Source organism: Pseudoduganella sp. GW821-FHT11H04, from assembly GCF_058807935.1.
On the sequence record NZ_JBXARE010000004.1, the window covers coordinates 108,829 to 131,594 of the forward strand.

The window sequence follows — 22,766 nt, forward strand, 5'->3', positions numbered from 1 at the left end:
CAAAACCACACTGGAGACTTCATGCCGTATCTGAATCGACTGCTGGCGGGAGCCGCGCTGAGCGCCGTTGCCGGCCTGGCGCTGGCCGCGCAGCCTGCGACCGTACGCCTGGACTATATGCACACTGGTAACGCGCTAAACGAAAGCTACGCGATCGAGCAAGTTGTGATTGAGCCGCTGCCGTGGCCGGGCGATATGTCCAAGACAATCGACACCACCAACCGTGGCGTGAACAAGGTGGAAGTGGCGGATGCCAAGACCGGCAAGCTGCTGTACGCCCGCACCTTCTCCACCATTTTCGTTGAATGGAAGTCGACCGAAGAAGCGAGCAAGCTGACGCGCGGCTTCCACGAGTCGGTGCGATTCCCTAAGCCGGACCGTCCGGTCAAGGTTCGAATCCTGAAGCGCGACGAGCGCAATGAGTTCTCCGTGGTGTGGAGCCTGGACGTCGATACCGATGCGATGGACGTGGTGCGCAAGCAGGATACTGCGCCTGCCAAGCCGATCCCGATCCGCGTGAATGGCCCAAGCGAGAAGAAAGTGGACTTGCTGATCCTGGGCGACGGTTACACCAAGGCGGATATGGCCAAGTTCGAAGCCCGCGCGCGCAAGCTGTCCGATTACCTGTTCACGGTCTCGCCGTTCAAGGAGCGCGCCAAGGACTTCAACGTGTGGGCGATGGCGGTGCCTACGCAGGAGTCGGGTGTGTCGCGTCCTTCGACCAATACCCACCATGCGTCGAAGCTGGGTACGCGCTACGACATCTTCGGCAGCGAGCGTTATGTGCTGACCATCGATAACCGTGCGTTGCGTGAGATCGCGCAGCATGCGCCGTATGAATTCATCGAGATCCTGGTTAACAACGACACCTATGGCGGTGGCGGTATTTACGGGCAATTTAGCACGGCGGCGGCGGATAATGATTGGGCAAACTACCTGTTCGTGCATGAATTCGGCCACCACTTCGCGGGGCTGGCGGATGAGTATTACACCTCGCCGGTGGCATATGCGACGGGCGGTGCACGCATGGAGCCTTGGGAGCCGAATGTGACGGCTTTGCTTGATCCTGCGAATGTGAAGTGGAAGAAGTTTGTGACGCCGGGGACGGTGCTGCCAACGGCGTGGCCGAAGGCGGAGTATGAAGCGCATTCGCGCGAGTACCAGAAGATTCGTGCGCAGCTGCGCAAGGATAATCGTCCGGAGTCGGAGATGAGCAAGCTGTTTAAGGAGGACCTGGCGTGGACTAATGCGCTGTTCTCGAAGGCGCCTAACAGCAAGGCGGTGGGGGCTTTCGAGGGGGCGAATTATGAGGCGACTGGCTACTATCGTTCGCAGCAGCAGTGCTTGATGTTTGATCGGAGTGAGGCGTTTTGTGCGGTTTGTAGTGATGCGGTGCAGGAGACGATTGATCTTTATGCACCACGCTAAACCGGTAATTCAATGTCAGACCCGCAGGGTCTGACACTTGGCCTGCGGAAGCCGCGTATCGGTGTCTGACCCTGCGGGTCAGACACCGGGTTACCGGTTTAGGTGTTCGGCAGCAAACCCGTAGGCTTAATCCGCACCGGCATCGGCTTACCCTTGCGCGCACGCTTGCCAAAGTGCGGCCCCAGAGCCGTCGGCCCCATACGGTCTTCCTTAGCCTTCTGCGCATTCCCAATTCCCAGCACGGTCACACCCTTATCGGTGATCGCGCAAGCGGCAACCAGCTTCTCCTTATCACCCAGGTCCATCAGGATCACGCCACGGCCGCCGTTGGACAGCACCTTCATCTCGTCCATTCCGAACACCAGCAGGTTTGACTTCTCCGAGATCACTGCCACCGCGCTCGAGCCCTCGGTCACCACGGTAGGCGGCAGGGGCTTGTCGCCTTCATCCAGCGTAATGAACGCCTTGCCGCCCTTCAGGCGCGACACCATATCGCCAGCCTTGGCGATAAAGCCGTAGCCCGCATCGGACGCCAGCAGCAGCTGCTTGTCGCCGTTGCCCGCGTAGTAGTGCAGCAAACGCGCACCGCCCGACAGGTCGACCAGGGTCGTAATCGGCACGCCATCGCCACGCGCGTTAGGCAGGGCGGCGACTGGCACGGAGTAGACCTTGCCGTTATCGCCGAAGCCCAGAAGAGTATCCACGGTACGGCACTCGAACGCGCCATACAGCGAGTCGCCTGCCTTGAAGGTGAATTGCGCCGGATCGTGGCCGATGCCGGTACGCGCACGCACCCAGCCTTTTTCGGAGATGATCACGGTCACCGGTTCGTCGGCCACCTTCTGTTCAACGACTGCCTTCTGCGCTTCCTCGATCAGGGTGCGGCGCGCGTCGCCATAAGTCTTGGTGTCGCCGTCGATTTCCTTGATGACCAGGCGGCGCAAGGTGGCAGGGTTGTCCAGCACTTCCTGCAGGCCTTCGCGCTCCTTGCGCAGTTCCGACAGCTCCTGTTCGATCTTGATCGCTTCCAGGCGCGCCAATTGACGCAGGCGGATTTCCAGGATGTCTTCAGCCTGGCGGTCCGACAGCTTGAAGCGTTCGATCAGGGCCGCCTTCGGCTCGTCCGAATTGCGGATGATGGCGATCACTTCATCGATATTCAGCAGGACGATCTGGCGGCCTTCCAGGATATGGATGCGCTCATCGACCTTGTTCAGTCGGAACTGGGTACGGCGGGTCACAGTCGCGAAGCGGAACTCGATCCACTCGCCCAGGATGTCGCTGATGCCCTTCTGGCGCGGGCGGCCATCGCCGCCGATCATCACCAGGTTCATCGAGGCAGAGGTCTCGAGCGAGGTATGCGCCAGCAGCATGTGCATGAACTCAGTCTGGTTCTGGTTCTTCGACTTAGGTTCGAACACCAGGCGCACAGCGGCCTCGCGACCGGATTCATCGCGTACCTTATCCAGCTGGCCAAGCAGCAGGCCTTTCAGCGCCACTTGTTCCGGCGACAGGGCTTTCTTGCCCAGCTTGACCTTAGGATTGGTCAGTTCTTCGATTTCTTCCAGCACCTTCTGCGACGAAGTGCCAGGCGGCAGTTCGTACACGACGGCTTGCCATTGGCCGCGCGCCAGTTCTTCGATTTTCCAGCGTGCGCGCACCTTCATCGAGCCGCGGCCCGAGGCGTACATATCGTCAAGCTGCGCGCGTGGGGTGATCAACTGGCCGCCGCCCGGGAAGTCCGGGCCAGGGATCAGTTCCATCAGTTCCGCGTGGCTGATCTTCGGATTGCGGATCATCGCCACGGCGGCTTTGGCCACCTCGGTCAGGTTGTGCGAAGGGATTTCCGTCGCCAGGCCCACCGCGATACCGGAGGCGCCGTTCAGCAGCACCATCGGCAGGCGCGCCGGCAGCAGGGCAGGTTCCTCGTACGAGCCGTCGTAGTTCGGGATGAAGTCCACGGTGCCCTGGTCGATTTCGTCCAGCAGCAGGCGCGAGATTGGGGTCAAACGGGCTTCGGTGTATCGCATTGCCGCGGCGCCGTCGCCGTCGCGCGAACCGAAGTTACCCTGGCCGTCGATCAGCGGGTAGCGCAGCGAGAAATCCTGCGCCATACGCACCAGCGCGTCGTAAACCGACTGGTCGCCGTGCGGGTGCAGCTTACCCAGCACGTCGCCGACCACGGTGGCGGACTTGCGCGGCTTGGCAGTCGGGCCCAGGCCCAGTTCATTCATCGAGTACAGGATACGGCGCTGCACCGGCTTCTGGCCGTCGCACACGTCCGGCAGGGCGCGGCCCTTGACCACGGAAATGGCGTAGTCAAGGTAGGCGCGTTCGGCGAAGGTCGACAGGGTCAGAGTTTCGCCGCCGTCATCACCGCCACTGCCACCGCTTGGCGGCAGTTCCGGAGTTGGTTCGTCAAAGAGATTTGCTTGAGTCATTTTGTTTGCTTTCTAAACCGGTAATTCGGTGTCAGACCCGCAGGGTCAGACACCAGGCCCGCACCGGTCGCGTACCAGTGTCTGACCCTGCGGGTCTGACACTGGTTTGCCGGGTTTAAATGTCCGCTTCTACTTCGTTGCCGTGTTCCTCGATCCATGCGCGGCGGGCGGCGGCTTCGCCTTTGCCCATCAGCATATTGAAGCGCGCGGAGGAGTAGCCGTGGTCGAAATCGCCCAGCGACACTGGCAGCAGGCGGCGAGTGTCCGGATTCATGGTGGTTTCCCACAGCTGCTCGGCGTTCATCTCGCCCAGGCCTTTGAAGCGGGAGATGGTCCAGGAGCCTTCTTTCAGGCCATCCTTGCGCAGCTTGTCTTCGATCGCAACGAGTTCGCCGTCGTCCAGTGCGTACAGCTTCTGGATTGGCTTCTTGCCGCGTGCAGGCGCGTCGACGCGGTATAACGGCGGACGGGCGATGCAGATATTCCCGTTCTCGATCAGCTTCGGGAAATGGCGGAAGAACAGGGTAAGCAGCAGCACCTGGATGTGGGAACCGTCGACGTCCGCATCGGAGAGGATGCAGATTTTGCCGTAACGCAGGCCGCTCAGGTCCGGCGCGTCGCCGTAGTTGTGCGGGTCGACGCCGATCGCCACTGCGATGTCGTGGATCTCGTTGTTGGCGAACAGGCGGTCCTTGTCGGTTTCCCAGGAGTTCAGCACCTTGCCGCGCAGCGGCAGGATGGCCTGGAATTCCTTGTCGCGGCCCATCTTGGCCGAACCGCCCGCCGAGTCACCTTCGACCAGGAAGATTTCGGTGCGGGTCACTTCATCCGATTCGCAATCGGTCAGCTTGCCCGGCAACACAGCCACGCCGGAAGATTTCTTCTTCTCGACCTTCTGCGCCGAACGCAGGCGCGATTGCGCTTGCTTGATCACCAGCTCTGCCAGTTTCTTGCCGTAGTCGATGTGCTGGTTCAGCCACAGCTCCAGCGCAGGCTTGGAGAAAGTCGACACCAGGCGCACCGCATCGCGCGAATTCAGGCGCTCCTTGATCTGACCCTGGAATTGCGGGTCCAGCACTTTGGCGGACAGCACGAAGGAAGCGCGTGCGAACACGTCTTCCGGCAGTAGCTTCACGCCCTTCGGCAGCAGCGAGTGCAGCTCGACGAAATTCTTCATTGCGCCGAACAGGCCTTCGCGCAGGCCCGATTCGTGGGTACCGCCGTTCGGGGTCGGGATCAGGTTGACGTAGGATTCGCGCACCACGGCGCCTTCCTCGGTCCATGCCACGACCCACGATGCGCCTTCGCCTTCGGCAAAGCCTTCCGCATCCGGGGTCGCAAACTGCTCGCCCTCGAACAGGGGAATCAGGGTTTCGCCGCCCGAGGTGGTCTGGGCCAGTTGCTCGTTCAGGTAGCCGCGCAGGCCATCCTTGTACATCCAGGTCTGTTCGTCGCCGTTCTTGGCGTTCTTCAGCGTGACGGTCACGCCAGGCAGCAGCACGGCCTTGGAGCGCAGCAGTCGTTGCAGCTCGACTTGCGAGATCAGCGGCGAGTCGAAATACTTCGCATCCGGCCAGGCGGTGACGCGGGTACCGGACTTTTTGCCGTCTTTCGGCGCAGGCTCGGAGCGCAGCGGTTCCACCAGGTCGCCGTTTTCGAAGGCGATATTGTGGAAGCCATTGCCGGCGTCGTCTTTACGCCACACTGCGATTTCCAGGCGCTTGGACAGCGCATTAGTCACCGACACGCCAACGCCGTGCAGGCCGCCCGAGAAGGCGTAGGCGCCGCCCGAACCCTTGTCGAACTTACCGCCCGCGTGCAGGCGGGTGAAGACGATTTCCACCGTCGGCACGTTTTCTTCCGGATGCAGACCGACCGGGATACCGCGGCCGTCGTCTTCGACGGTGATGGAACCGTCGGCATTCTGCGTCACGATGATATTTTTGCAATGGCCGCCCAACGCTTCATCGGAGGCATTGTCGATCACCTCCTGGATGATGTGCAGCGGGTTCTCGGTGCGGGTGTACATGCCCGGGCGCTGCTTGACGGGTTCCAGTCCTTTGAGGACGCGGATGGATGATTCGCTGTAGTCGGAAACTGGTTTTTTAGTGGCCATACTTGTTCTTGGTAATGCAAAGTGCTGTGATTATATACAGTATTTCCCGGTAACTTGCGATTAGTTGATGCCTTTCGCACAAGCTTGACCGAACGCATGCTTGCGCATTCTATCCGCAACGGCGGGTGGCGCAAGGGAATCGCGGCAGTAAAATGGGATTATGACCACAGATCGGCGCCCGTTCGCAGTCAGGCTGGTTGGCTTCCCACCGGAGGCCGGGCGGGCGCTTGCGCAGGGTTTGGCCAGGGCGCCGGCCGACGGACCCTTCTATATGTGCCTGTCCGAAGACAGCCTGCAGGACCCCGACATCTACCTCGCCAACGGCACCGAACTGAAAGCACTGGCAGCCATCGCATCGTTGGCTGCAGGCGACATTCGCCCGGCCCTGGTGCTGGGCGCGACCGGCGTTGCGCTGACCTACCCAAACCTGCCGCTGCCGGTGCAATGGGCCACGATGTACGCCGAACTGGCCCGCCTGGTGGAGCGCCGCGCCGAAGTGCTGGCCGGGCTGTCGGCTTCCGGGCAGTCGATGGTGCCCGAGCGCCGCCGCCGCGAACGGCTCGATCTGGACCTGACTGAACCTGGCGTCTATGAAAAGATGCGCAAGCCGCGCCGCGAAGGCGCCGTGCTGTGCGTGGACGCCAACGCCACCTTTAGCGAATACCTGGGGATCTCGCTCAAACAATTCAGCACCCCGGTGTTGTGGGCAGTGGACGGTGTGGCTGCGCTGGCGCTTTGCCGCCAGCAGGCGGTCGCCGTCGTGCTGCTGGACTTCGCCGCCCCCATCATCGACCACTACCTGCTGTGCGCCCACCTGCGCAGCGAAGCCTCGCAGCCCGAGGTGATCTTCCTCGTGCAATCGGCGCACGACTACGACACCACCCGCGCCCACGCCGCCGGCGCCGCCGGCATGCTGGACAAGCCGCTGGCCCAGCACCAGGTCCAAGCCGTCCTCCGCAAATTCATGCGCCTCTGAAATGTCCACCGTGGGGTCAGGAACAATAGTGGACATTTCCCTCAGAAATGTCCACTTTTGTTCCTGACCCCACGGTGGACATTTTTACGCTTCCTTTACTGGCGGGGACTGGGTTTTAAGGCTGTTTTTACGGGCGAATCGATAGAGTTCTGCTTCGACTTCATCGAAGGAATTCGTCACCATGAAAAAACTTATTCTTGCCTCCGCCGTGCTGACGGCGTTCACCGTATCGGTCCGCGCTGAAGAGGCCAAGCCGGATAATGAAATCAGCTTTAATGCTGCCGTTACATCGGACTATCGATACCGTGGCATTTCCCAGACCCGTTTGAAGCCTGCCCTGCAGGGTGGCATCGACTATGTCACCAATCCGACCGGCTTCTATATCGGCGCATGGGCCTCTACTATCAAGTGGGCCAAGGACGCCGGGGGCGGAGGCAGCGTGGAACTGGATATTTACGGCGGCAAGCGTGGCCAGATCACGTCCGATGTCAGCTACGATGTCGGTGTGCTGAGCTACGTCTATGCCGATAATGGCCTGAAACACGTGCCAGGCTTCGCCAACGCCGACACCACCGAAATTTACGGCCAGGTCGGCTATGGCCCAGCGACCCTGAAGTATTCGCATTCGCTGACCAACCTGTTCGGCTATATCGACAGCAAGAACTCCGGCTACCTTGACCTGGGCGCCAATATCGACGCCGGCAACGGCTACACCATCAACCTGCACGCCGGCCACCAGCGCGTGCACCACAACAGCGGTGCCAGCTACACCGACTGGAAAGCCGGCGTGACCAAGGACCTGGGCTTCGCCAGCGTACAACTGGCCGCCGTCGGCACCAATGCCAGCAAGACTGCCTACGCTTCGCCCGCCAATGGCAAGTTCCTGGGCAAGAACGCCTTGCAACTGACCCTCAGCAAAACCTTCTGAGCGGGATAGGGCCTGCGTCCACGGCGTCTGCGGGCGCCATTTTTACGTCTTGTTTACAGCAGCCCGCCGAGTCTTTACACCGATTTTAGGCGCGGCTCGATAAGCTGGTTCACAAGTAAACAAGACTTTTTCGGGGAAAGAAATGGACTTCGTATTTTTAGGCGCAATCGTCGCCTTCATCGCATTGATTGCGGCCATGGCGGCGGGCTGCGACAAGCTGGGAGGTAAGCAATGAACATCTTTTACGTCGTCGGCTCGGTCGCCACGGCCGGCCTGCTGGCCTACCTTCTGATAGCCCTGCTCAAGGCGGAGGATCTGTAATATGAGCACCCAATCCTTCCTGTTACTGGCCGTTTTCATGGTGGTGCTGATTGCCGCCGCCTGGCCGCTGGGCGGATGGCTCGCCCGCGTGGCGGACGGCCGCCAGATGCCGGGCCTGGGCTGGCTGGGCGCCCTGGAAAAACTGCTCTACCGCGCGGCCGGCGTGCCCCTCGACCTAGAAAAGCAGGGCATGGGCTGGAAAGCTTATGCCACTGCGCTGCTGGCCTTCAACGGCCTGGGCGTGCTGTTCGTATACGGCGTGCAGCGCCTGCAGCAATGGCTGCCCTTGAACCCACAGGGCCTGGCCAATATCAGCCCGGATTCTTCGTTCAACACTGCCGTCAGCTTCGTTTCCAACACGAACTGGCAAGGTTATGTGGGCGAGCAGACCATGAGCTACCTGAGCCAGATGTTGGCGCTGGCGCCGCAGAACTTCTTCTCGGCCGCCACCGGCATCGCCGTCGCCTTCGCCCTGATCCGCGGCTTTGCGCAGCGCTCGGCCAATTCGATCGGCAACTTCTGGGTCGACCTGAACCGCGTCACGCTGTACGTGCTGCTGCCGCTGTCCTTCGTCTACGCCGTCTTCCTGGTGGGGCAGGGCGCGATCCAGAACTTCTCCGCCTACAAGGAAGTGAGCCTGGTCGAAACCGTCGCCTATTCGGAAGCCAAAACCGGTGCCGACGGCCAGCCGCTGAAGGATGCCGCAGGCCAGCCAGTCATGGAAGGCAAGACTGCCAGTACCCAACTGATCGCCATGGGCCCGGTCGCTTCGCAGGAAGCGATCAAGATGTTGGGCACCAACGGCGGCGGCTTCTTCAACGCCAACTCGGCCCACCCTTACGAAAATCCGACGCCGCTCTCCAACTTCGTGCAGATGCTGTCGATCTTCCTGATCCCGGCCGGACTGTGCTTCGCCTTTGGCCAACTTGTGGGAGACCGCCGCCAGGGCTGGGCGGTGCTGGCTGCGATGAGCATCATGTTCGTGGTGGCAGCAGGCGGCATCATGGCAGCCGAGCAGTCCAGCCATCCTGCCCTGCAAGCGATGGGTGTTGACCAGTCGGCCACCGCACTGCAGCCGGGCGGCAATATGGAAGGCAAGGAAGCCCGCTTCGGTATTGCCGCATCCGGCCTGTTCGCCGCGGTCACCACCGCTGCGTCGTGCGGTGCGGTAAACAGCTTCCACGATTCCTTCACGCCGTTGGGCGGCATGGGACCGACCCTGCTGATGCAACTGGGCGAAGTGATCTTCGGCGGCGTTGGCTCCGGCCTGTACGGCATGCTGATCTTCGCCATCATGGCGGTGTTCATTGCCGGCCTGATGATCGGGCGCACCCCGGAATACCTGGGTAAGAAGATCCAGTCGTACGAGATGAAGATGACGTCCATCGCCATCCTGGTCACGCCGACCCTGGTGCTGGTGGGGACTGCCGTCGCCGTCATGCTGGAGGTGGGCAAGGCCGGCGTGGCCAATCCCGGCGCGCACGGCTTCACCGAGATCCTGTACGCCTTCAGTTCGGCCGCCAACAACAACGGCAGCGCCTTTGCCGGCATTTCCGCCAACACGCCGTTTTACAACACCATGCTGGCCATCGCCATGTGGTTTGGCCGCTTCGCCATGATCGTTCCGGTTCTGGCCATTGCCGGTTCGCTGGCCGGCAAGCAGCGCCTGCAAGCGACCTCCGGCACCATGCCGACCCATGGCCTGATGTTCGTGTGCCTGCTGATTGCCGTGGTCCTGCTGGTTGGCGTCCTGAATTATGTTCCTGCCCTGGCGCTTGGCCCGGTCATTGAGCACCTGCAACTGTATAAATAAGGAGTGCACACCATGTCGCAATCCCAGGCGATTCCAGTCGCCCAACCAGGCCAGCGCCTCAAGCTGTTTGAATCAAAGCTCGTGCTGCCAGCCATGATCGAGTCCTTCTACAAGCTTAATCCGGCGGTGCAGTTGCGCAGCCCGGTGATGTTCGTCGTGTATGTCGGCAGCATCATCACCTCGCTGCTGTACGTGCAGTCGATCTTTGGCAAGGGCGAAGCCAGCTCCGGCTTTATCCTGGCCACTGCGATCTGGCTGTGGTTCACGGTGTTGTTCGCCAACTTTGCCGAAGCGCTGGCCGAGGGCCGCAGCAAGGCGCAAGCAGCGTCGCTGCGCAGCCTGAAGCAAAGCGTCACCTCTAAGAAGCTGGCCGCTCCGAAGCATGGCGTGCAATGGCTGCCATGCCCGGCCACCGACCTGCGCAAGGGACATTACGTGCTGGTGGAAGCGGGCGACGTGATCCCGATCGACGGCACTGTGATCGAAGGCGTGGCATCGGTGGATGAAAGTGCCATTACCGGCGAATCGGCCCCGGTGATCCGCGAATCGGGCGGTGACTTTTCTTCCGTCACCGGCGGCACCCGCGTGCTGTCCGACTGGCTGGTAGTGCAAGTCACCTCAAATCCAGGCGAGACCTTCCTCGACCGCATGATCGCCATGGTGGAAGGCGCCAAGCGCAAAAAAACTCCCAACGAAATCGCACTGACCATCCTGCTGGTGGCGCTGACCATCGTGTTCCTGGTGGTGACCGCGACCCTGCTGCCGATGTCCATGTTCTCGGTGGAAGTGGCCAAAGCCGGGACCCCGATCACGATCACCGTGCTGATCGCGCTGCTGGTGTGCCTGATCCCGACCACCATCGGCGGCCTGCTGTCGGCCATTGGCGTGGCCGGCATGAGCCGCATGATGCAGGCCAATGTGATCGCTACTTCCGGCCGCGCCGTGGAAGCCGCCGGCGACGTCGACGTGCTGTTGCTGGATAAAACCGGCACGATCACCCTTGGCAACCGCCAGGCTTCCGGCTTCTTTCCCGCTCCGGGCGTGAACGAGCGCGAACTGGCCGATGTTGCGCAACTGGCATCGCTGGCCGACGAAACGCCGGAAGGCCGCAGCATCGTAGTATTGGCCAAGCAGAAGTTCAATATCCGCGAACGCGAGTTGTCGCCGGTCCACGCTACCTTCATCCCGTTCACCGCGCAGACTCGCATGAGCGGCGTCGACATGGACGGCCGTGAAGTGCGCAAGGGTGCCGCCGAAGCAGTGCGCAAGCACGTGGAATCGCAGGGCAAGGACTTTCCTGCCGAAGTGCTGCGCGCCGTCGACGATGTGTCGCGTCGCGGCAGCACGCCGTTGGTGGTGGCCGATTCCGGGCGCGTGATGGGCGTGGTGGAGCTGAAGGACATCGTCAAGGGCGGCATCAAGGAGCGTTTCGCCGAACTGCGCCGCATGGGTATCAAGACCGTGATGATCACAGGCGACAATAAGGTGACAGCTGCCGCCATCGCAGCCGAAGCAGGCGTGGACGACTTCTTGGCCGAAGCAACGCCGGAAGACAAGCTGAAACTGATCCGCGATTACCAGTCCGACGGCCGCCTCGTCGCCATGACCGGCGACGGCACGAACGACGCGCCGGCGCTGGCCCAGGCCGACGTGGCGGTGGCCATGAGCTCCGGCACGCAAGCTGCAAAAGAAGCCGGCAATATGGTCGACCTGGACTCGAATCCGACCAAGCTGTTGGAGATTGTGGAAATCGGCAAGCAGATGCTGATGACGCGCGGCTCGCTGACGACGTTTTCGATTTCGAACGACATTGCCAAGTACTTCGCGATCATTCCGGCCGCCTTTGTCGGCACCTATCCGCAGCTCAAAGCGCTGGACATCATGCACCTGGCCAGCCCGAATTCGGCCATCATGTCCGCCGTGATTTTCAACGCGTTGATCATCGTGTTCCTGATTCCGCTGGCCCTGAAAGGCGTGCGTTACCGCGCCATCGGCGCCACTGCGCTGCTGCGGCGTAACCTGCTGGTCTACGGCGTCGGTGGCCTGGTCCTGCCGTTCATCGGCATCAAGCTGATCGACCTGCTGCTGGCAGCGTTCAACCTCGTTTAAGCTGGAGAATACGATGATTACTACTTTCCGCCCCGCCCTGGTGCTGTTTGGGGTACTTACCCTGGCCACAGGAGTGCTCTATCCGCTGGCAGTGACCGGCGTCGGCCAGGCATTATTTCCGCACCAGGCGGCCGGCTCCATTATTGAGGTGGATGGCAAGGCGATCGGTTCTACGCTGATCGGCCAGCAATTCACATCGCCCAAGTATTTCTGGGGCCGCCCGTCGGCCACCGGCCCGATGCCGTTTAACGCCAACGGTTCCTCGGCCTCCAATCTGGGCCCATTGAATCCCGCATTCACCGATGCTGTCAAAGGCCGCGTGGCTGCGCTGAAGGCTGCCGATCCCGCCAACACGGCGCCAATCCCGGTCGACCTGGTCACGGCCTCGGGCAGCGGCCTGGATCCGGAAGTCAGCCTCGCGGCAGTGAAGTACCAGCTCAACCGCGTGGCAGTCCAGCGCCACATGGCGCCGGAACAGATGCAAAAGCTGGTCGACGAGCACTCGGGCAAGCAGTACTTCGGCATCTTTGGCGAGCCGCGGGTGAACGTGCTGGCGCTCAATCTGGCGTTGGACGGGAAAACACCGCATACTCGCTGACATGATTCCACTCGACGAAGACCGGCCGGACCCCGACGCGCTGCTGGCGCATCTGCAGGAGCAGGATCGCAAGGCCGCGCGCGGCAAGCTGCGCATCTACTTCGGGGCCTCGGCGGGAGTAGGGAAGACCTACGCCATGCTGTCGGCCGCGCGCAAGCTGCAGGCGGCAGGGCAGCAAGTGCTGGTCGGCGTCATCGAAACCCATGGCCGCAGCGAGACTGCGGCGCTGCTCGAAGGGCTCGACGTGCTGCCCCTTAAGCAAATTGATTACCGCGACAAAGTCCTGCGCGAATTCGATATCGACGCGGCGCTCGAACGCCGCCCCCCGTTGATTCTGATCGATGAACTGGCGCATTCCAATGCGCCCGGTTCGCGCCATCCCAAGCGCTGGCAGGACGTGGAGGAGCTACTGGAAGCGGGGATCGACGTTCTCAGCACCGTCAACGTACAGCACCTGGAAAGCCTGAACGACGTAGTGGGCGGTATAACTGGCATCCAGGTCAACGAAACCGTGCCGGACACCGTCTTCGACGCCGCCGACGAAGTGGTGCTGGTCGACATCCCTGCCGATGAACTGCTGGCGCGCCTGAAAGGCGGCAAGGTCTATCAGGAACAGCAAGCCGAACGCGCCGCGCAGAACTTCTTCCGCAAAGGGAACCTGATCGCCCTGCGCGAACTGGCCTTGCGCCGCACCGCCGACCGCATCGAGGACGATGTACGCGCCTACCGTGTCGAGCAATCGATCGACACCATCTGGAAGACCGGCGCCTCGGTGCTGGCACTGGTCGGGCCGCGTCCCGGCTGCGAGCAAGTGGTGCGCAGCGCTGCGCGCTTGGCGGGGCAGTTGGGCACTGAATGGCATGCAATTTACGTCGAGACGCCGGCCTTGCAGCGCCTTCCCGCTGCGCAGCGCGAGCGGGTGTTGAAGATACTGAAGCTGGCGCAGGACCTGGGCGCCACGACGGCGGTCCTTTCCGGCAGCAATGTCGCCTCCGCAGCGGCGGAATACGCGCGCAGCCATAACCTGTCCAAGATCGCGATGGGGCGGGCGCACCGCAGCAGTCCGTGGCGCCGTTCCCATATCCGCAGCCTGGCAGCCTACGCGCCTGACATTGACCTGATCGAGGTCTCGGGTAGCGAACGCGAAGCGCCGACCGCAACGGCGGCCTCCGCCTCCACCGCCGCTGAAGACGCAGTGGAGGACGCGCTGCGCTTCAAGCGGCGCGCCGTTGGCTACGGCGTGGCGGCCGCTTCCAGCGTGGGGATGGCCTTGGTCGCAACGCTGCTGCTGCCATTCTTCGACCTGGCCAATATCGCCATGCTTTTCCTCCTGGTCGTGCTGCTGGTCGCGGTGCGCTACGGACGTGGCCCGTCCGTACTGGCGACTTGCCTCTGCGTGGCGAGCCTGGACTTCTTCTTCGTTCCGCCGCGCTTCAGCTTTGCCATCTCGGACCTGCAATACATGGTCACTTTCGGCGTGATGCTGGCGGTCGGCCTGATCACTGGCTACCTGACGGCTGGACTGCGCTTCCAGGCGCGAGTGGCCTCCTACCGCGAAGCGCGCGCCCGAGCCCTGTATGAATTTGCGCGTGAGATGTCCGGCGTGCTGCAGACGGAGCAGGTGTTCGAAACCACGGCGCGCTTCGTGCAGTCCACGTTCAACGCCAAGGCGACCCTGCTGGTGCCGGATGCCGAGGGCCGCTTACAGCTGCCGCCCGGTGCCGCAGCGCCACGGGCATTGGACCGGGGCGTCGCGCAATGGGCATTCGACCATGCAGAAAGTGCCGGCCTTGGCACTGGCACGCTGCCGGCAAGCCCGCTGTTCTACATGCCCCTGGTCGCGCCAATGCGCACGCGCGGCGTGCTGGCGATCGAGCCGGCGCAGCGGCGCTGGATCCTGATCCCCGAACAGCGGCAGCACCTGGACACCTTCGCCGCGCTGGCCGCCATTGCGCTGGAACGCGTGCACTACGTCGAAGTTGCGCAGGATGCGCTGGTGAATATGGAATCCGAGAGGCTGCGCAACTCCCTGCTGGCGGCCCTGTCGCACGACTTGCGCACGCCGCTTACGTCGCTGGTCGGACTGTCCGAATCGCTGGCCGGATCGCGCCCGGCCTTGTCGGAGCAGCAGCTGGAACTCGCCAATTTCCTGCACGCCGAAGCGCTGCGCATGAGCGCCCTGGTCTCCAACTTGCTTGACATGGCCCGTATCGAAAGCGGTGAACTGAAATTCAACCTTCAATGGCAGCCGCTGGAAGAAGTGGTCGGCAGTTCTCTGCGAGCCAGCCGCCTTCAACTGGCCGGCCATAAAGTGAGCACCCAGCTTTCGCTTGGCCTGCCGCTGCTGCGCTTTGACGCCGTGCTGATCGAGCGTGTGCTGTGCAACCTGCTGGAGAATGCGGCCAAATACACACCGGCCGGAGCGTCGGTCGTCATCTACGCCGTACAGCGCGGCGAATATGTTCGGGTGATGGTGTACGATAACGGCCCCGGCGTGCCGCGCGGCCGCGAAGAAGCGGTGTTTGAAAAATTCACCCGCGGCGAAAAGGAATCTTCCAAACCGGGCGTTGGCCTGGGACTGGCGATCTGCCGCGCCATTGTTGAAGCGCATGGCGGCACCATTGCGACGGACAAATCGCCGATTGGCGGCGCCGCCTTCGTCTTCACGCTGCCGGTCGGCACGCCGCCGCAGTTGCCGGAAATCGAGGAATAATGAGCACGCAAGAAAACGAGATAGCCCCTACAGCCTTGCTGGTGGAAGACGAGCCGCAGATTCGCCGCTTTGTCCGCGCGGCGCTGGAACAGGAGGGCTGGCACGTCCACGAATCGGCCACCATGCAGCGAGGCCTGATCGACGCCGGCACGCGCCGCCCGGACTTGGTGATCCTCGACCTGGGCCTGCCCGATGGCGACGGCATCGACTTCATCGCCGACCTGCGCGAGTGGTCGAATGTGCCGGTGATCGTATTGTCCGCGCGTGTCAACGAAGCGGACAAGATCAAGGCCCTCGACGCTGGCGCAGACGACTACCTGAGCAAGCCCTTCGGAACTGGCGAACTGCTGGCCCGCGTGCGCGCAACCCTGCGCCGCCAGCGGCAGCCGCAAGCCGACAAGGCTGGCCAGGTCAAGTTCGGCGAAGTGCTGGTCGACATACAAAACCGCCGCGTCACCAAGCGCGGCGAACACGTGCACCTGACGCCCACCGAATACCGCCTGCTGTCCGTGCTGGTCGCCAACGCCGGCCGCGTGATGACAGCGCCGCAGCTGCTGCGCGCGGTTTGGGGGCCAGCGCAATCGGACAACAGCCACTACCTGCGCATCTACATGGGCCACCTGCGCCACAAGCTGGAAGACGACCCCGCCCAGCCGCAATACCTGCTGACCGAAACCGCCGTCGGCTACCGCCTCCAAGTCGGCTAAATGTCCACCTTGGGGTCAGGAACGAAAGTGGACATTTCCAAAGGAAAATGTCCACTTCGGTTCCTGACCCCACGGTGGACATTTTTATTTGGAAAGGGAGCGCATTGCGCGCTCGAGGCCTTCGATGGTGATGGGGAACATGCGGTTCTGCATGATCTGGCGGATCACGGAGATCGATTGGCGATATTGCCACAGGCCTTCGGGCTCGGGGTTGAGCCAGATGAACTTGGGGAAGTGGCTGGTGAAGCGGCCTAGCCATTCGGCGCCGGCTTCTTCGTTGTTGTATTCGACCGAGCCGCCGGGCTGCAGCACTTCGTAAGGACTCATGGTGGCGTCGCCGACGAAGATCAGTTTCGTGTCGGGCGGGTATTTGCGCAGCACGTCCCAGGTGGCGAAGCGTTCGGCATTGCGGCGGCGGTTGCTGCGCCACAGGTAGTCGTACACGCAGTTGTGGAAGTAGTAGAACTCCATGTTCTTGAACTCGGTCTTGGCGGCCGAGAACAGTTCTTCCGCGCGTTCAATATGGTCATCCATCGTGCCGCCCACGTCCATCAGCATCAAAACCTTGACGTTGTTCTTGCGCTCGGGCTGCATCTTGATGTCGAGGTAGCCGGCGTTGTTGGCGGTGGCGCGGATGGTCTGGTCCAAGGCTAGTTCTTCCGCTGCGCCTTGGCGTGCGAACTTGCGCAGGCGGCGTAACGCGACCTTGATGTTGCGGGTGCCGAGTTCGCGCTCGCCGTCGTAGTCCTTGTAGGTGCGCTGCTCCCACACTTTCACTGCCGTGCGGTTGCCGCCCTTGCCGCCGATGCGGATGCCTTCCGGATTGGTGCCGCCGTTGCCGAACGGTGAAGTGCCGCCGCTGCCTATCCATTTGTTGCCGCCTTCGTGGCGTTCTTTCTGCTCTTTCAGCAGCTCGTTCAGGCGGTCCATCAGCTTGCCGTAGCCGAATTTTTCCAGCGCGGCGATCTGCTCGGGTGTCAGTTCGCGCTTCATGCGCTGCAGCAGCCAGTCGAGCGGGATTTCTTTCGTGGTGTCGAAGACGGCGTTGATGCCTTTGAAGTACTGGCCGAAGGCGCGGTCGAACTTGTCGTAGTTGGCCTCGTCCTTCACCAGGCACAGTCGGCTCATGTAGTAGAAGTCGTCCAGCGATGGTTCCAGCACCTGCTTTTGCATGGCTTCCAGCAGGGTGAGGAATTCCTTGATCGTGACCGGGATCTTGGCATCTTTCAGCGTGAAGAAGAAGTCGATCAGCATGCCGTTCCCCTACGCGCCAGCAGGTATTTCAGTTGGGCCTTCACTTCCGGCCATTCACCGCGCACGATGCTGTACATGACCGTGTCGCGCACGGTGCCGTCGCGGCGCACGGCGTGGTGGCGCAGCACGCCATCCTTTTTTGCGCCCAGGCGTTCGATGGCGGCTTGCGAGGCGTGGTTGTAGTTGTCGGTGCGGAAGCCGACCAAGGCGCAGCCCAGGGTTTCGAAGGCGTGCGTCAGCAAGAGCAGCTTGCACGTGGTGTTGACGTGGGTGCGCTGCGCGCTGCGTCGGTACCAGGTGTAGCCGATTTCTACGCGGTCGATGGCGGGGACGATGTCGTGGTAGCTGGTGGTGCCCAGCACCGTGCCGCTCGCCGCTTCGATCACGGCGAAGGCGAGGCGGGAAGGGCGCATTTCCAGCGCCGTGGCGATGTAGGCTTCCACTTTGTGCGGCTCGGGCACGGAGGTGATACGCAGGTTCCACAGCTCGCCGTCTTGCGCGGCCTGGCGCAAGCCGTCGGCGTGCTGCGGGCCGAGCGGCTCAAGACGCAGGCCGTTGGCTTCCAGCGTGACCGGGGTTGGAGCTTCCATCAACGGTTGGTCCTCTGCATGAATACCAGGCGTTCGAACAGGTGAACGTCCTGTTCGTTTTTCAGCAGGGCGCCATGCAGCGGCGGGACAGCGGCTTTCTGGTCCTTGCTGCGCAGGACTTCCGGCGGGATGTCTTCGGCCATCAGGAGCTTCAGCCAGTCGAGGAATTCGCTGGTGGACGGCTTCTTCTTCAGGCCCGGCACGTCGCGCACTTCGTAGAAGGTTTGCAGGGCGGTGGCCAGCAATTCCTGTTTCAGGTGCGGGTAGTGGACTTTGACGATGGCTTCCATCGTGTCCTTGTCCGGGAATTTGATGTAGTGGAAGAAGCAGCGGCGCAGGAAGGCGTCCGGCAGCTCTTTCTCGTTATTGGAGGTGATGATGACCAGCGGGCGGTGCTTGGCCGTCACCATTTCGCGCGTCTCGTAGACGTAGAACTCCATGCGGTCCAGTTCGCGCAGCAGATCGTTCGGGAATTCGATGTCGGCTTTGTCGATTTCGTCGATCAGCAGCACGACCGGTTCCGGCGCGGTGAAGGCTTGCCACAGCACGCCTTTGACGATGTAGTTGTGGATGTCGCGCACGCGCTCGTCGCCCAGCTGGGAATCGCGCAGGCGGGAGACGGCGTCGTATTCGTACAGGCCTTGCTGGGCCTTGGTGGTGGATTTGATGTGCCACTGCATCAGCGGCATATCGAGGGCGGCGGCCACTTCTTCGGCCAGCATGGTCTTGCCGGTGCCCGGTTCGCCCTTGATCAGCAGCGGGCGTTGCAGGGTCAGGGCGGCGTTGACGGCCAGTTTCAGGTCATTGGTCGCGACGTAGTTGTCGGAGCCTTCAAAGCGTTGCGGTGCGTGCATATAAATACTTCCGGTGAGGTTATCACCGGAAGTATATGCTACGGACGCTTACGGGGTGCAGTTGCCAGCGGTCGGCCAGGCGGTGGTGCCGTTCACGGCGAACGGCGTCGCCAGTGGTGCTTTGTAGCCCTTCGATTCGCATGGAACTACCCAGAAGCGCTTGCTGGTTGCCGGGTAGCCGTAGCTGGCCACCTGGGTAGCGGCGTTGGCGCTGTATTTGAGGCCCCACATGTCGAAGAAGTTGCGCTGGTCGCGGTGCGTGATGTGCGACATTACTACCAGCATGTAGTCTTCGGCCGTGATGCTCGAGATCGAGCTGCGGTTGGCGTAGACGGCGTTGCCAAAGCCCAGTTTCACACGCTCGATGCTCCAGGATGCATCGCTGTCGTCCGCCTTGGACAGAAGGCGGTCATGCAGGTAGAGCAGTCGATACAAGTCCCAGCCTTCATCGCCCAGGATGTCGCGGTTATCCAACGCGGCTTGCCAGTAGAACATCAGGCGGCCCCAGAACAGGTCGGAACCGTCGAACCACAGGTTGTTCTTCACATAGTCCGCCGGCGCGGATTGCAGCTGGGCGGCTTGCAGCAGGTTGAAGGTCTCTTTCTGCTGCAGGCTGCGGCCTTTTTGCGGGGCCGAAGGGTTGGTGCGGTTGTAGCGCAGCCATTTGTGCATCGGGAAGATGTTGTTCGACACTTCGCCGCTCTGGCCACCATACAGCCTGAAGTGGCCATACTGCAGGTTGTGGCCGAACTCGTGCGATTCACCCCAGCCCAATGGGTCGAAGCCCCACCAGCTGTCAATTGGATTGCCGGAGCACAGGTCGCCGCAATTCGGACGGTCGGCATTGTAATGCTGAACGCCAGTCAAGCCATGGATGGACTGATTCGTGCAATCCCAGCCGTTTTGCTGGCAGAACGCGGTTACGCCGGGCGTCAGTGCCAGGTTGCTGCCGTTGAAGGCGGCCAAGTTGTAAATATCCTGATAGACATAGGTGTCGGTGTCGCTGAGCAAACGGGAGACATCATGGTTGTACAACGCGATCGATTCCTGCATATTAGCTTTGGTCGCGTGGATTTCGATGCTAGGCGTCAGGATTTCCGACCAGCCCAAGGCATTGTTGTTGACATCGGCCGCGAAGCTGGCTGCACTGTCCGGGCCGGTGTAGGCCGCTTGCTGGCCGACGCCGATGAACTTCAGCTGGATGTCGGCCGGCGTTGCGGTCGATTCCACTCGCACATAAATCACGCCGCCATAAGGATGGTTCATCCTCAGCTCGCCGCCTGCGGCCAGCGGGATTTCATTGCCCCACATGAACCTTGGGCGGTCATAGGCATCGCCGAAAATATTGGAGGTGCCGCCGCGCAGCTGGTTAACGTAGACCCAGATCTTGGCCGGGTTGTTATCCAGTCGTTGGACGGTAAAGAACGGGCGGCCAGGCAGGGCGTAGACGGCGGTACTGGTGGTGAATTCCTCGCCGCGCGAAGTAATCGTACGGTTGACGGTCACAGCCGGAACGCTGGCTGGAACCACGGGACTGAAGCTGCTGCCGTTCAGGTTAAGGGCCGGCTGGATGTTACGGTTGTAGGCCAGCGCATAATCGGCGAACAGCGCCTGCAAGAACTTGTTGACCGGGGTCGAGTTCTTGCTCATCGGATAAAGGGTGTTCTTGCGATAATAGTCGCCCAGCAGTACCAGTTCTTTCAGCAAGGTGGTGGCGTCGGGCTGGAACAGGCGCTTGCCCGAGGTTTCCATGGTGGCGATCCAGGTCTTCAGGTATTCCGCACCTTGGTAGAACTCATTGCTGATGCCAGAGAGCGCCTTGCAATCGTCTTGGTTTTTCGGATCGCATTGGCTCAGGTCGAACGTGTAATTGCTAGCGGCAATGTGCTCGACCAGGCGAGACAGCGGTTGCAGCGGCTTCAGCACCGCGGACTGGGCCTCGGCCATTGCATTCTGGTTAGTCCAGCTCGCTTTATCTTCGGACCAGTAATTGCCATTTTCCGGCAGGGACTGCAAGCCCAGCAGATCGGTAATCTGCGTCAGTCCGCCACGAGTGTAGCCGACGGCATGCTCATACAGGAATGGGCGGCCGGAGGCCATCGATTGGTTCAGGAAGCTGACCAAGGCGGCATTGTTGTCATTCAGGGCTGTGCCCTTGCTCCCGACCACCACCAGGGCGCTGCCTTGGGCACAGCTGGACAGCTGCGTGTCATCGTTACAGCTGGTGACTGTCCAGGCCGGGTATTGCTGGTTGAACCAGGTCTTCAGCGAGTTTTGTTCGTTGGTGGTAAAGCGCAGCAGGTTGATGGTGCGTGCGGCGCTGATGTCTTGTTGCTGGCCGGTCAGCAGCCAGGACAGCAAGCGGCGTGTCGGCGTCTGCATGGCCAGGTTGACGCCGTGCTGCAAGTCCCAAATCAGGTCGCCGCCGAAGCCGGCCACGCGGGCAGCTTGGTTACGGCCGGCAACGATGAAGCTGCGGCCGCCATTACCGGCCAGCAGCGAGTAGGTACGGACCGCTTCCAGCGAGTTGGCCGGGGTCAGGAAGGTCGAGGAGTAACTCGGGTCGTAAGTAATGGCATCGCTGCCCCAGACCTGGTTCAGGATTTCGGCCTGCTCGCTGTCGCGTTGGACGAACTCCTGGCGGATAGCCGACAGCAGCTGCACATTATCGGGCAGCTTGTCGACGTTGCCATACGCCAGGGCTGTGGTTAGTGGATCGGTACCGCTGGCGGCCAAGGTGACTTTTTCCTGTCCGGCCTGGGAGCCGTTGGGCGAACTGGTATCGTTGCCGCCGCAAGCAGAAAGCAATGCCGCGAATGCTAACGTTACCATGTTTGGGCGGAATTTCTGACTTAATTTGATTTTCATCATTTTCCCAATGGTTGACGGTGAAAGGACGGGCCCGATGCGCATCGTTAGCGGCGCAGGAACTCACCATCCAATGTAGCATTGATTTCCATGAGGAAACAAAAGTGCGCGCTTTCGGGGTGTAGAAAAGCGGAAGTCGTGCAGCGAAATTTCGAAAATTGAATGAAAGAAGTGAGTGTTGCTAGATCTGCCTTATGGACGATCCTCCAACTAGTAAGGTAAAATCGCAGGTTGAGAGCGCGAAGGGCAGGTTTTTGCGCCAGGCAGTATTCGATTACAACTGATTCTGAAGCCCAAACTATGAAAAAAATCTTCGCACTCCTCGCGCTGGCCGCCGTAGCGCAAGCTGCCGCAGCCGCGGACATCGTCGGCGACGCCAAGAACGCTAAAGGCAAGATCGAGATGTGCATCGGCTGCCACGCAATTGCTGGCTACAAAGCGACTTTCCCGGAAGTGTTCCAGGTTCCAATGCTCGGCGGCCAGAACGCCAAGTACATCGAGAACGCACTGAAGGGTTACCAGAAGGGCGAGCGCAAGCACCCGACCATGAAGGGTATCGCCGTGAGCCTGTCCGACCAGGACATCGCTGACATCGCAGCGTTCTACTCCCAGCAGAAATAAGGCCCGGTACCATGAAAAAACTGATTATTGCTCTGTTCTGCTCCGCAGTGTCGTTTAGCGCCCTGGCTGGCGGTAACGTCGAAAACGGTAAAGCCCTGGCCGAGAAGTACAGCTGTGCTGCCTGCCACGGTAAAGATTTCAACTCCCCGATCGACCCGAGCTATCCTAAGCTGGCTGGCCAGCACAAGGACTACCTGGTGCACGCGCTGACCGCTTACAAGCGTGGTGACGCGCCGAACGGCCGCTCCAACGCGATCATGACCGGCCAGGTTAAGCCGCTGACCAACAAGGACATCCAGGACCTCGCCGCTTACCTGCACTCGCTGCCAGGTTCGCTGGTCCTGAAGCGCTGATCCAGCGCCTCGCTAAAAGAAGCCCGCCACGTGCGGGCTTTTTTGTTGGCCGCCGCGCCGCCCCATAAAAAAACGC

At 61.5% G+C, this 22,766-nt stretch carries 17 protein-coding genes; 11 read left to right on the forward strand and 6 right to left on the reverse strand.

Annotation, left to right across the window (positions count from 1 at the left end):
* Positions 1 to 21 precede the first annotated feature (21 nt).
* Positions 22 to 1,428 carry an IgA Peptidase M64 gene (locus tag AC1RTP_RS10740; protein WP_498607354.1) on the forward strand — a complete coding sequence of 469 codons (1,407 nt, stop codon included), beginning with the start codon at positions 22 to 24 and terminating at the stop codon, positions 1,426 to 1,428.
* 98 nt (positions 1,429 to 1,526) lie between these two features.
* Here the strand turns inward: AC1RTP_RS10740 and parC are convergent, their stop codons facing one another.
* Together parC and AC1RTP_RS10750 are read right to left on the reverse strand one after the other, a co-directional pair.
* Positions 1,527 to 3,869 (reverse strand): DNA topoisomerase IV subunit A, encoded by a 2,343-nt coding sequence (gene parC / locus AC1RTP_RS10745; protein ID WP_498607355.1) that lies wholly within the window; start codon positions 3,867 to 3,869, stop codon positions 1,527 to 1,529.
* A gap of 115 nt (positions 3,870 to 3,984) precedes the next feature.
* Positions 3,985 to 5,985 (reverse strand): DNA topoisomerase IV subunit B, encoded by a 2,001-nt coding sequence (locus tag AC1RTP_RS10750; RefSeq protein WP_498607356.1) that lies wholly within the window; start codon positions 5,983 to 5,985, stop codon positions 3,985 to 3,987.
* A 160-nt stretch (positions 5,986 to 6,145) separates the two neighbouring features.
* Here AC1RTP_RS10750 and AC1RTP_RS10755 point away from each other — a divergent pair, with 160 nt between their 5' ends.
* From AC1RTP_RS10755 to kdpE, 8 genes are all read left to right on the forward strand, one after another.
* Positions 6,146 to 6,961 (forward strand): response regulator, encoded by an 816-nt coding sequence (locus AC1RTP_RS10755; protein ID WP_498607358.1) that lies wholly within the window; start codon positions 6,146 to 6,148, stop codon positions 6,959 to 6,961.
* A 181-nt stretch (positions 6,962 to 7,142) separates the two neighbouring features.
* On the forward strand, positions 7,143 to 7,889 hold the full coding sequence (locus AC1RTP_RS10760) for a TorF family putative porin (RefSeq protein ID WP_498607359.1): 747 nt from the start codon (positions 7,143 to 7,145) through the stop codon (positions 7,887 to 7,889).
* A gap of 231 nt (positions 7,890 to 8,120) precedes the next feature.
* Positions 8,121 to 8,210 (forward strand): potassium-transporting ATPase subunit F, encoded by a 90-nt coding sequence (locus AC1RTP_RS10765; protein ID WP_498607361.1) that lies wholly within the window; start codon positions 8,121 to 8,123, stop codon positions 8,208 to 8,210.
* A gap of 1 nt (position 8,211) precedes the next feature.
* On the forward strand, positions 8,212 to 10,023 hold the full coding sequence (gene kdpA / locus AC1RTP_RS10770) for a potassium-transporting ATPase subunit KdpA (protein WP_498607363.1): 1,812 nt from the start codon (positions 8,212 to 8,214) through the stop codon (positions 10,021 to 10,023).
* 12 nt (positions 10,024 to 10,035) lie between these two features.
* Positions 10,036 to 12,132: a potassium-transporting ATPase subunit KdpB gene (kdpB, locus tag AC1RTP_RS10775; protein WP_498607365.1), complete on the forward strand. Its 2,097-nt coding sequence runs from the start codon at positions 10,036 to 10,038 to the stop codon at positions 12,130 to 12,132.
* 13 nt (positions 12,133 to 12,145) lie between these two features.
* Positions 12,146 to 12,730 carry a potassium-transporting ATPase subunit KdpC gene (gene kdpC, locus AC1RTP_RS10780; RefSeq protein ID WP_498607366.1) on the forward strand — a complete coding sequence of 195 codons (585 nt, stop codon included), beginning with the start codon at positions 12,146 to 12,148 and terminating at the stop codon, positions 12,728 to 12,730.
* 1 nt (position 12,731) lies between these two features.
* Positions 12,732 to 15,443 carry a two-component system sensor histidine kinase KdpD gene (kdpD, locus tag AC1RTP_RS10785; RefSeq protein ID WP_498607368.1) on the forward strand — a complete coding sequence of 904 codons (2,712 nt, stop codon included), beginning with the start codon at positions 12,732 to 12,734 and terminating at the stop codon, positions 15,441 to 15,443.
* Positions 15,443 to 16,150, forward strand: a complete 708-nt coding sequence (gene kdpE, locus AC1RTP_RS10790; RefSeq protein WP_498607370.1) for a two-component system response regulator KdpE — start codon at positions 15,443 to 15,445, stop codon at positions 16,148 to 16,150. The genes kdpD and kdpE overlap by 1 nt, the downstream gene beginning before the upstream one ends.
* An 84-nt stretch (positions 16,151 to 16,234) precedes the next feature.
* Here the strand turns inward: kdpE and AC1RTP_RS10795 are convergent, their stop codons facing one another.
* The 4 genes from AC1RTP_RS10795 to AC1RTP_RS10810 are packed head-to-tail and all read right to left on the reverse strand — an operon-like array spanning position 16,235 to position 21,680.
* A complete protein-coding gene (locus AC1RTP_RS10795; RefSeq protein ID WP_498607372.1) occupies positions 16,235 to 17,404 on the reverse strand; it encodes a vWA domain-containing protein in 1,170 nt (389 codons plus the stop codon).
* Positions 17,398 to 17,994, reverse strand: coding sequence for a GNAT family N-acetyltransferase (locus AC1RTP_RS10800; protein ID WP_498607373.1), 597 nt, complete (start codon positions 17,992 to 17,994; stop codon positions 17,398 to 17,400). Before AC1RTP_RS10800 ends, AC1RTP_RS10795 begins: the two co-directional genes overlap by 7 nt.
* Complete coding sequence (locus AC1RTP_RS10805; RefSeq protein WP_498607375.1) at positions 17,994 to 18,848, reverse strand: AAA family ATPase; 855 nt, start codon at positions 18,846 to 18,848, stop codon at positions 17,994 to 17,996. Before AC1RTP_RS10805 ends, AC1RTP_RS10800 begins: the two co-directional genes overlap by 1 nt.
* Before the next feature lie 48 nt (positions 18,849 to 18,896).
* A complete protein-coding gene (locus tag AC1RTP_RS10810) occupies positions 18,897 to 21,680 on the reverse strand; it encodes an ImpA family metalloprotease (protein ID WP_498607377.1) in 2,784 nt (927 codons plus the stop codon).
* Positions 21,681 to 22,016: 336 nt separating this feature from the next.
* On the opposite strand from AC1RTP_RS10810, the gene AC1RTP_RS10815 reads away from it, so the two are divergent.
* Both AC1RTP_RS10815 and AC1RTP_RS10820 read left to right on the forward strand, forming a co-directional pair.
* A complete protein-coding gene (locus AC1RTP_RS10815) occupies positions 22,017 to 22,337 on the forward strand; it encodes a c-type cytochrome (RefSeq protein WP_155453218.1) in 321 nt (106 codons plus the stop codon).
* Between the two features lie 11 nt (positions 22,338 to 22,348).
* Entirely contained in the window at positions 22,349 to 22,690 is a 342-nt protein-coding gene (locus AC1RTP_RS10820; RefSeq protein WP_498607379.1) for a c-type cytochrome, read from the forward strand.
* The last annotated feature ends 76 nt before the right edge of the window (positions 22,691 to 22,766 follow it).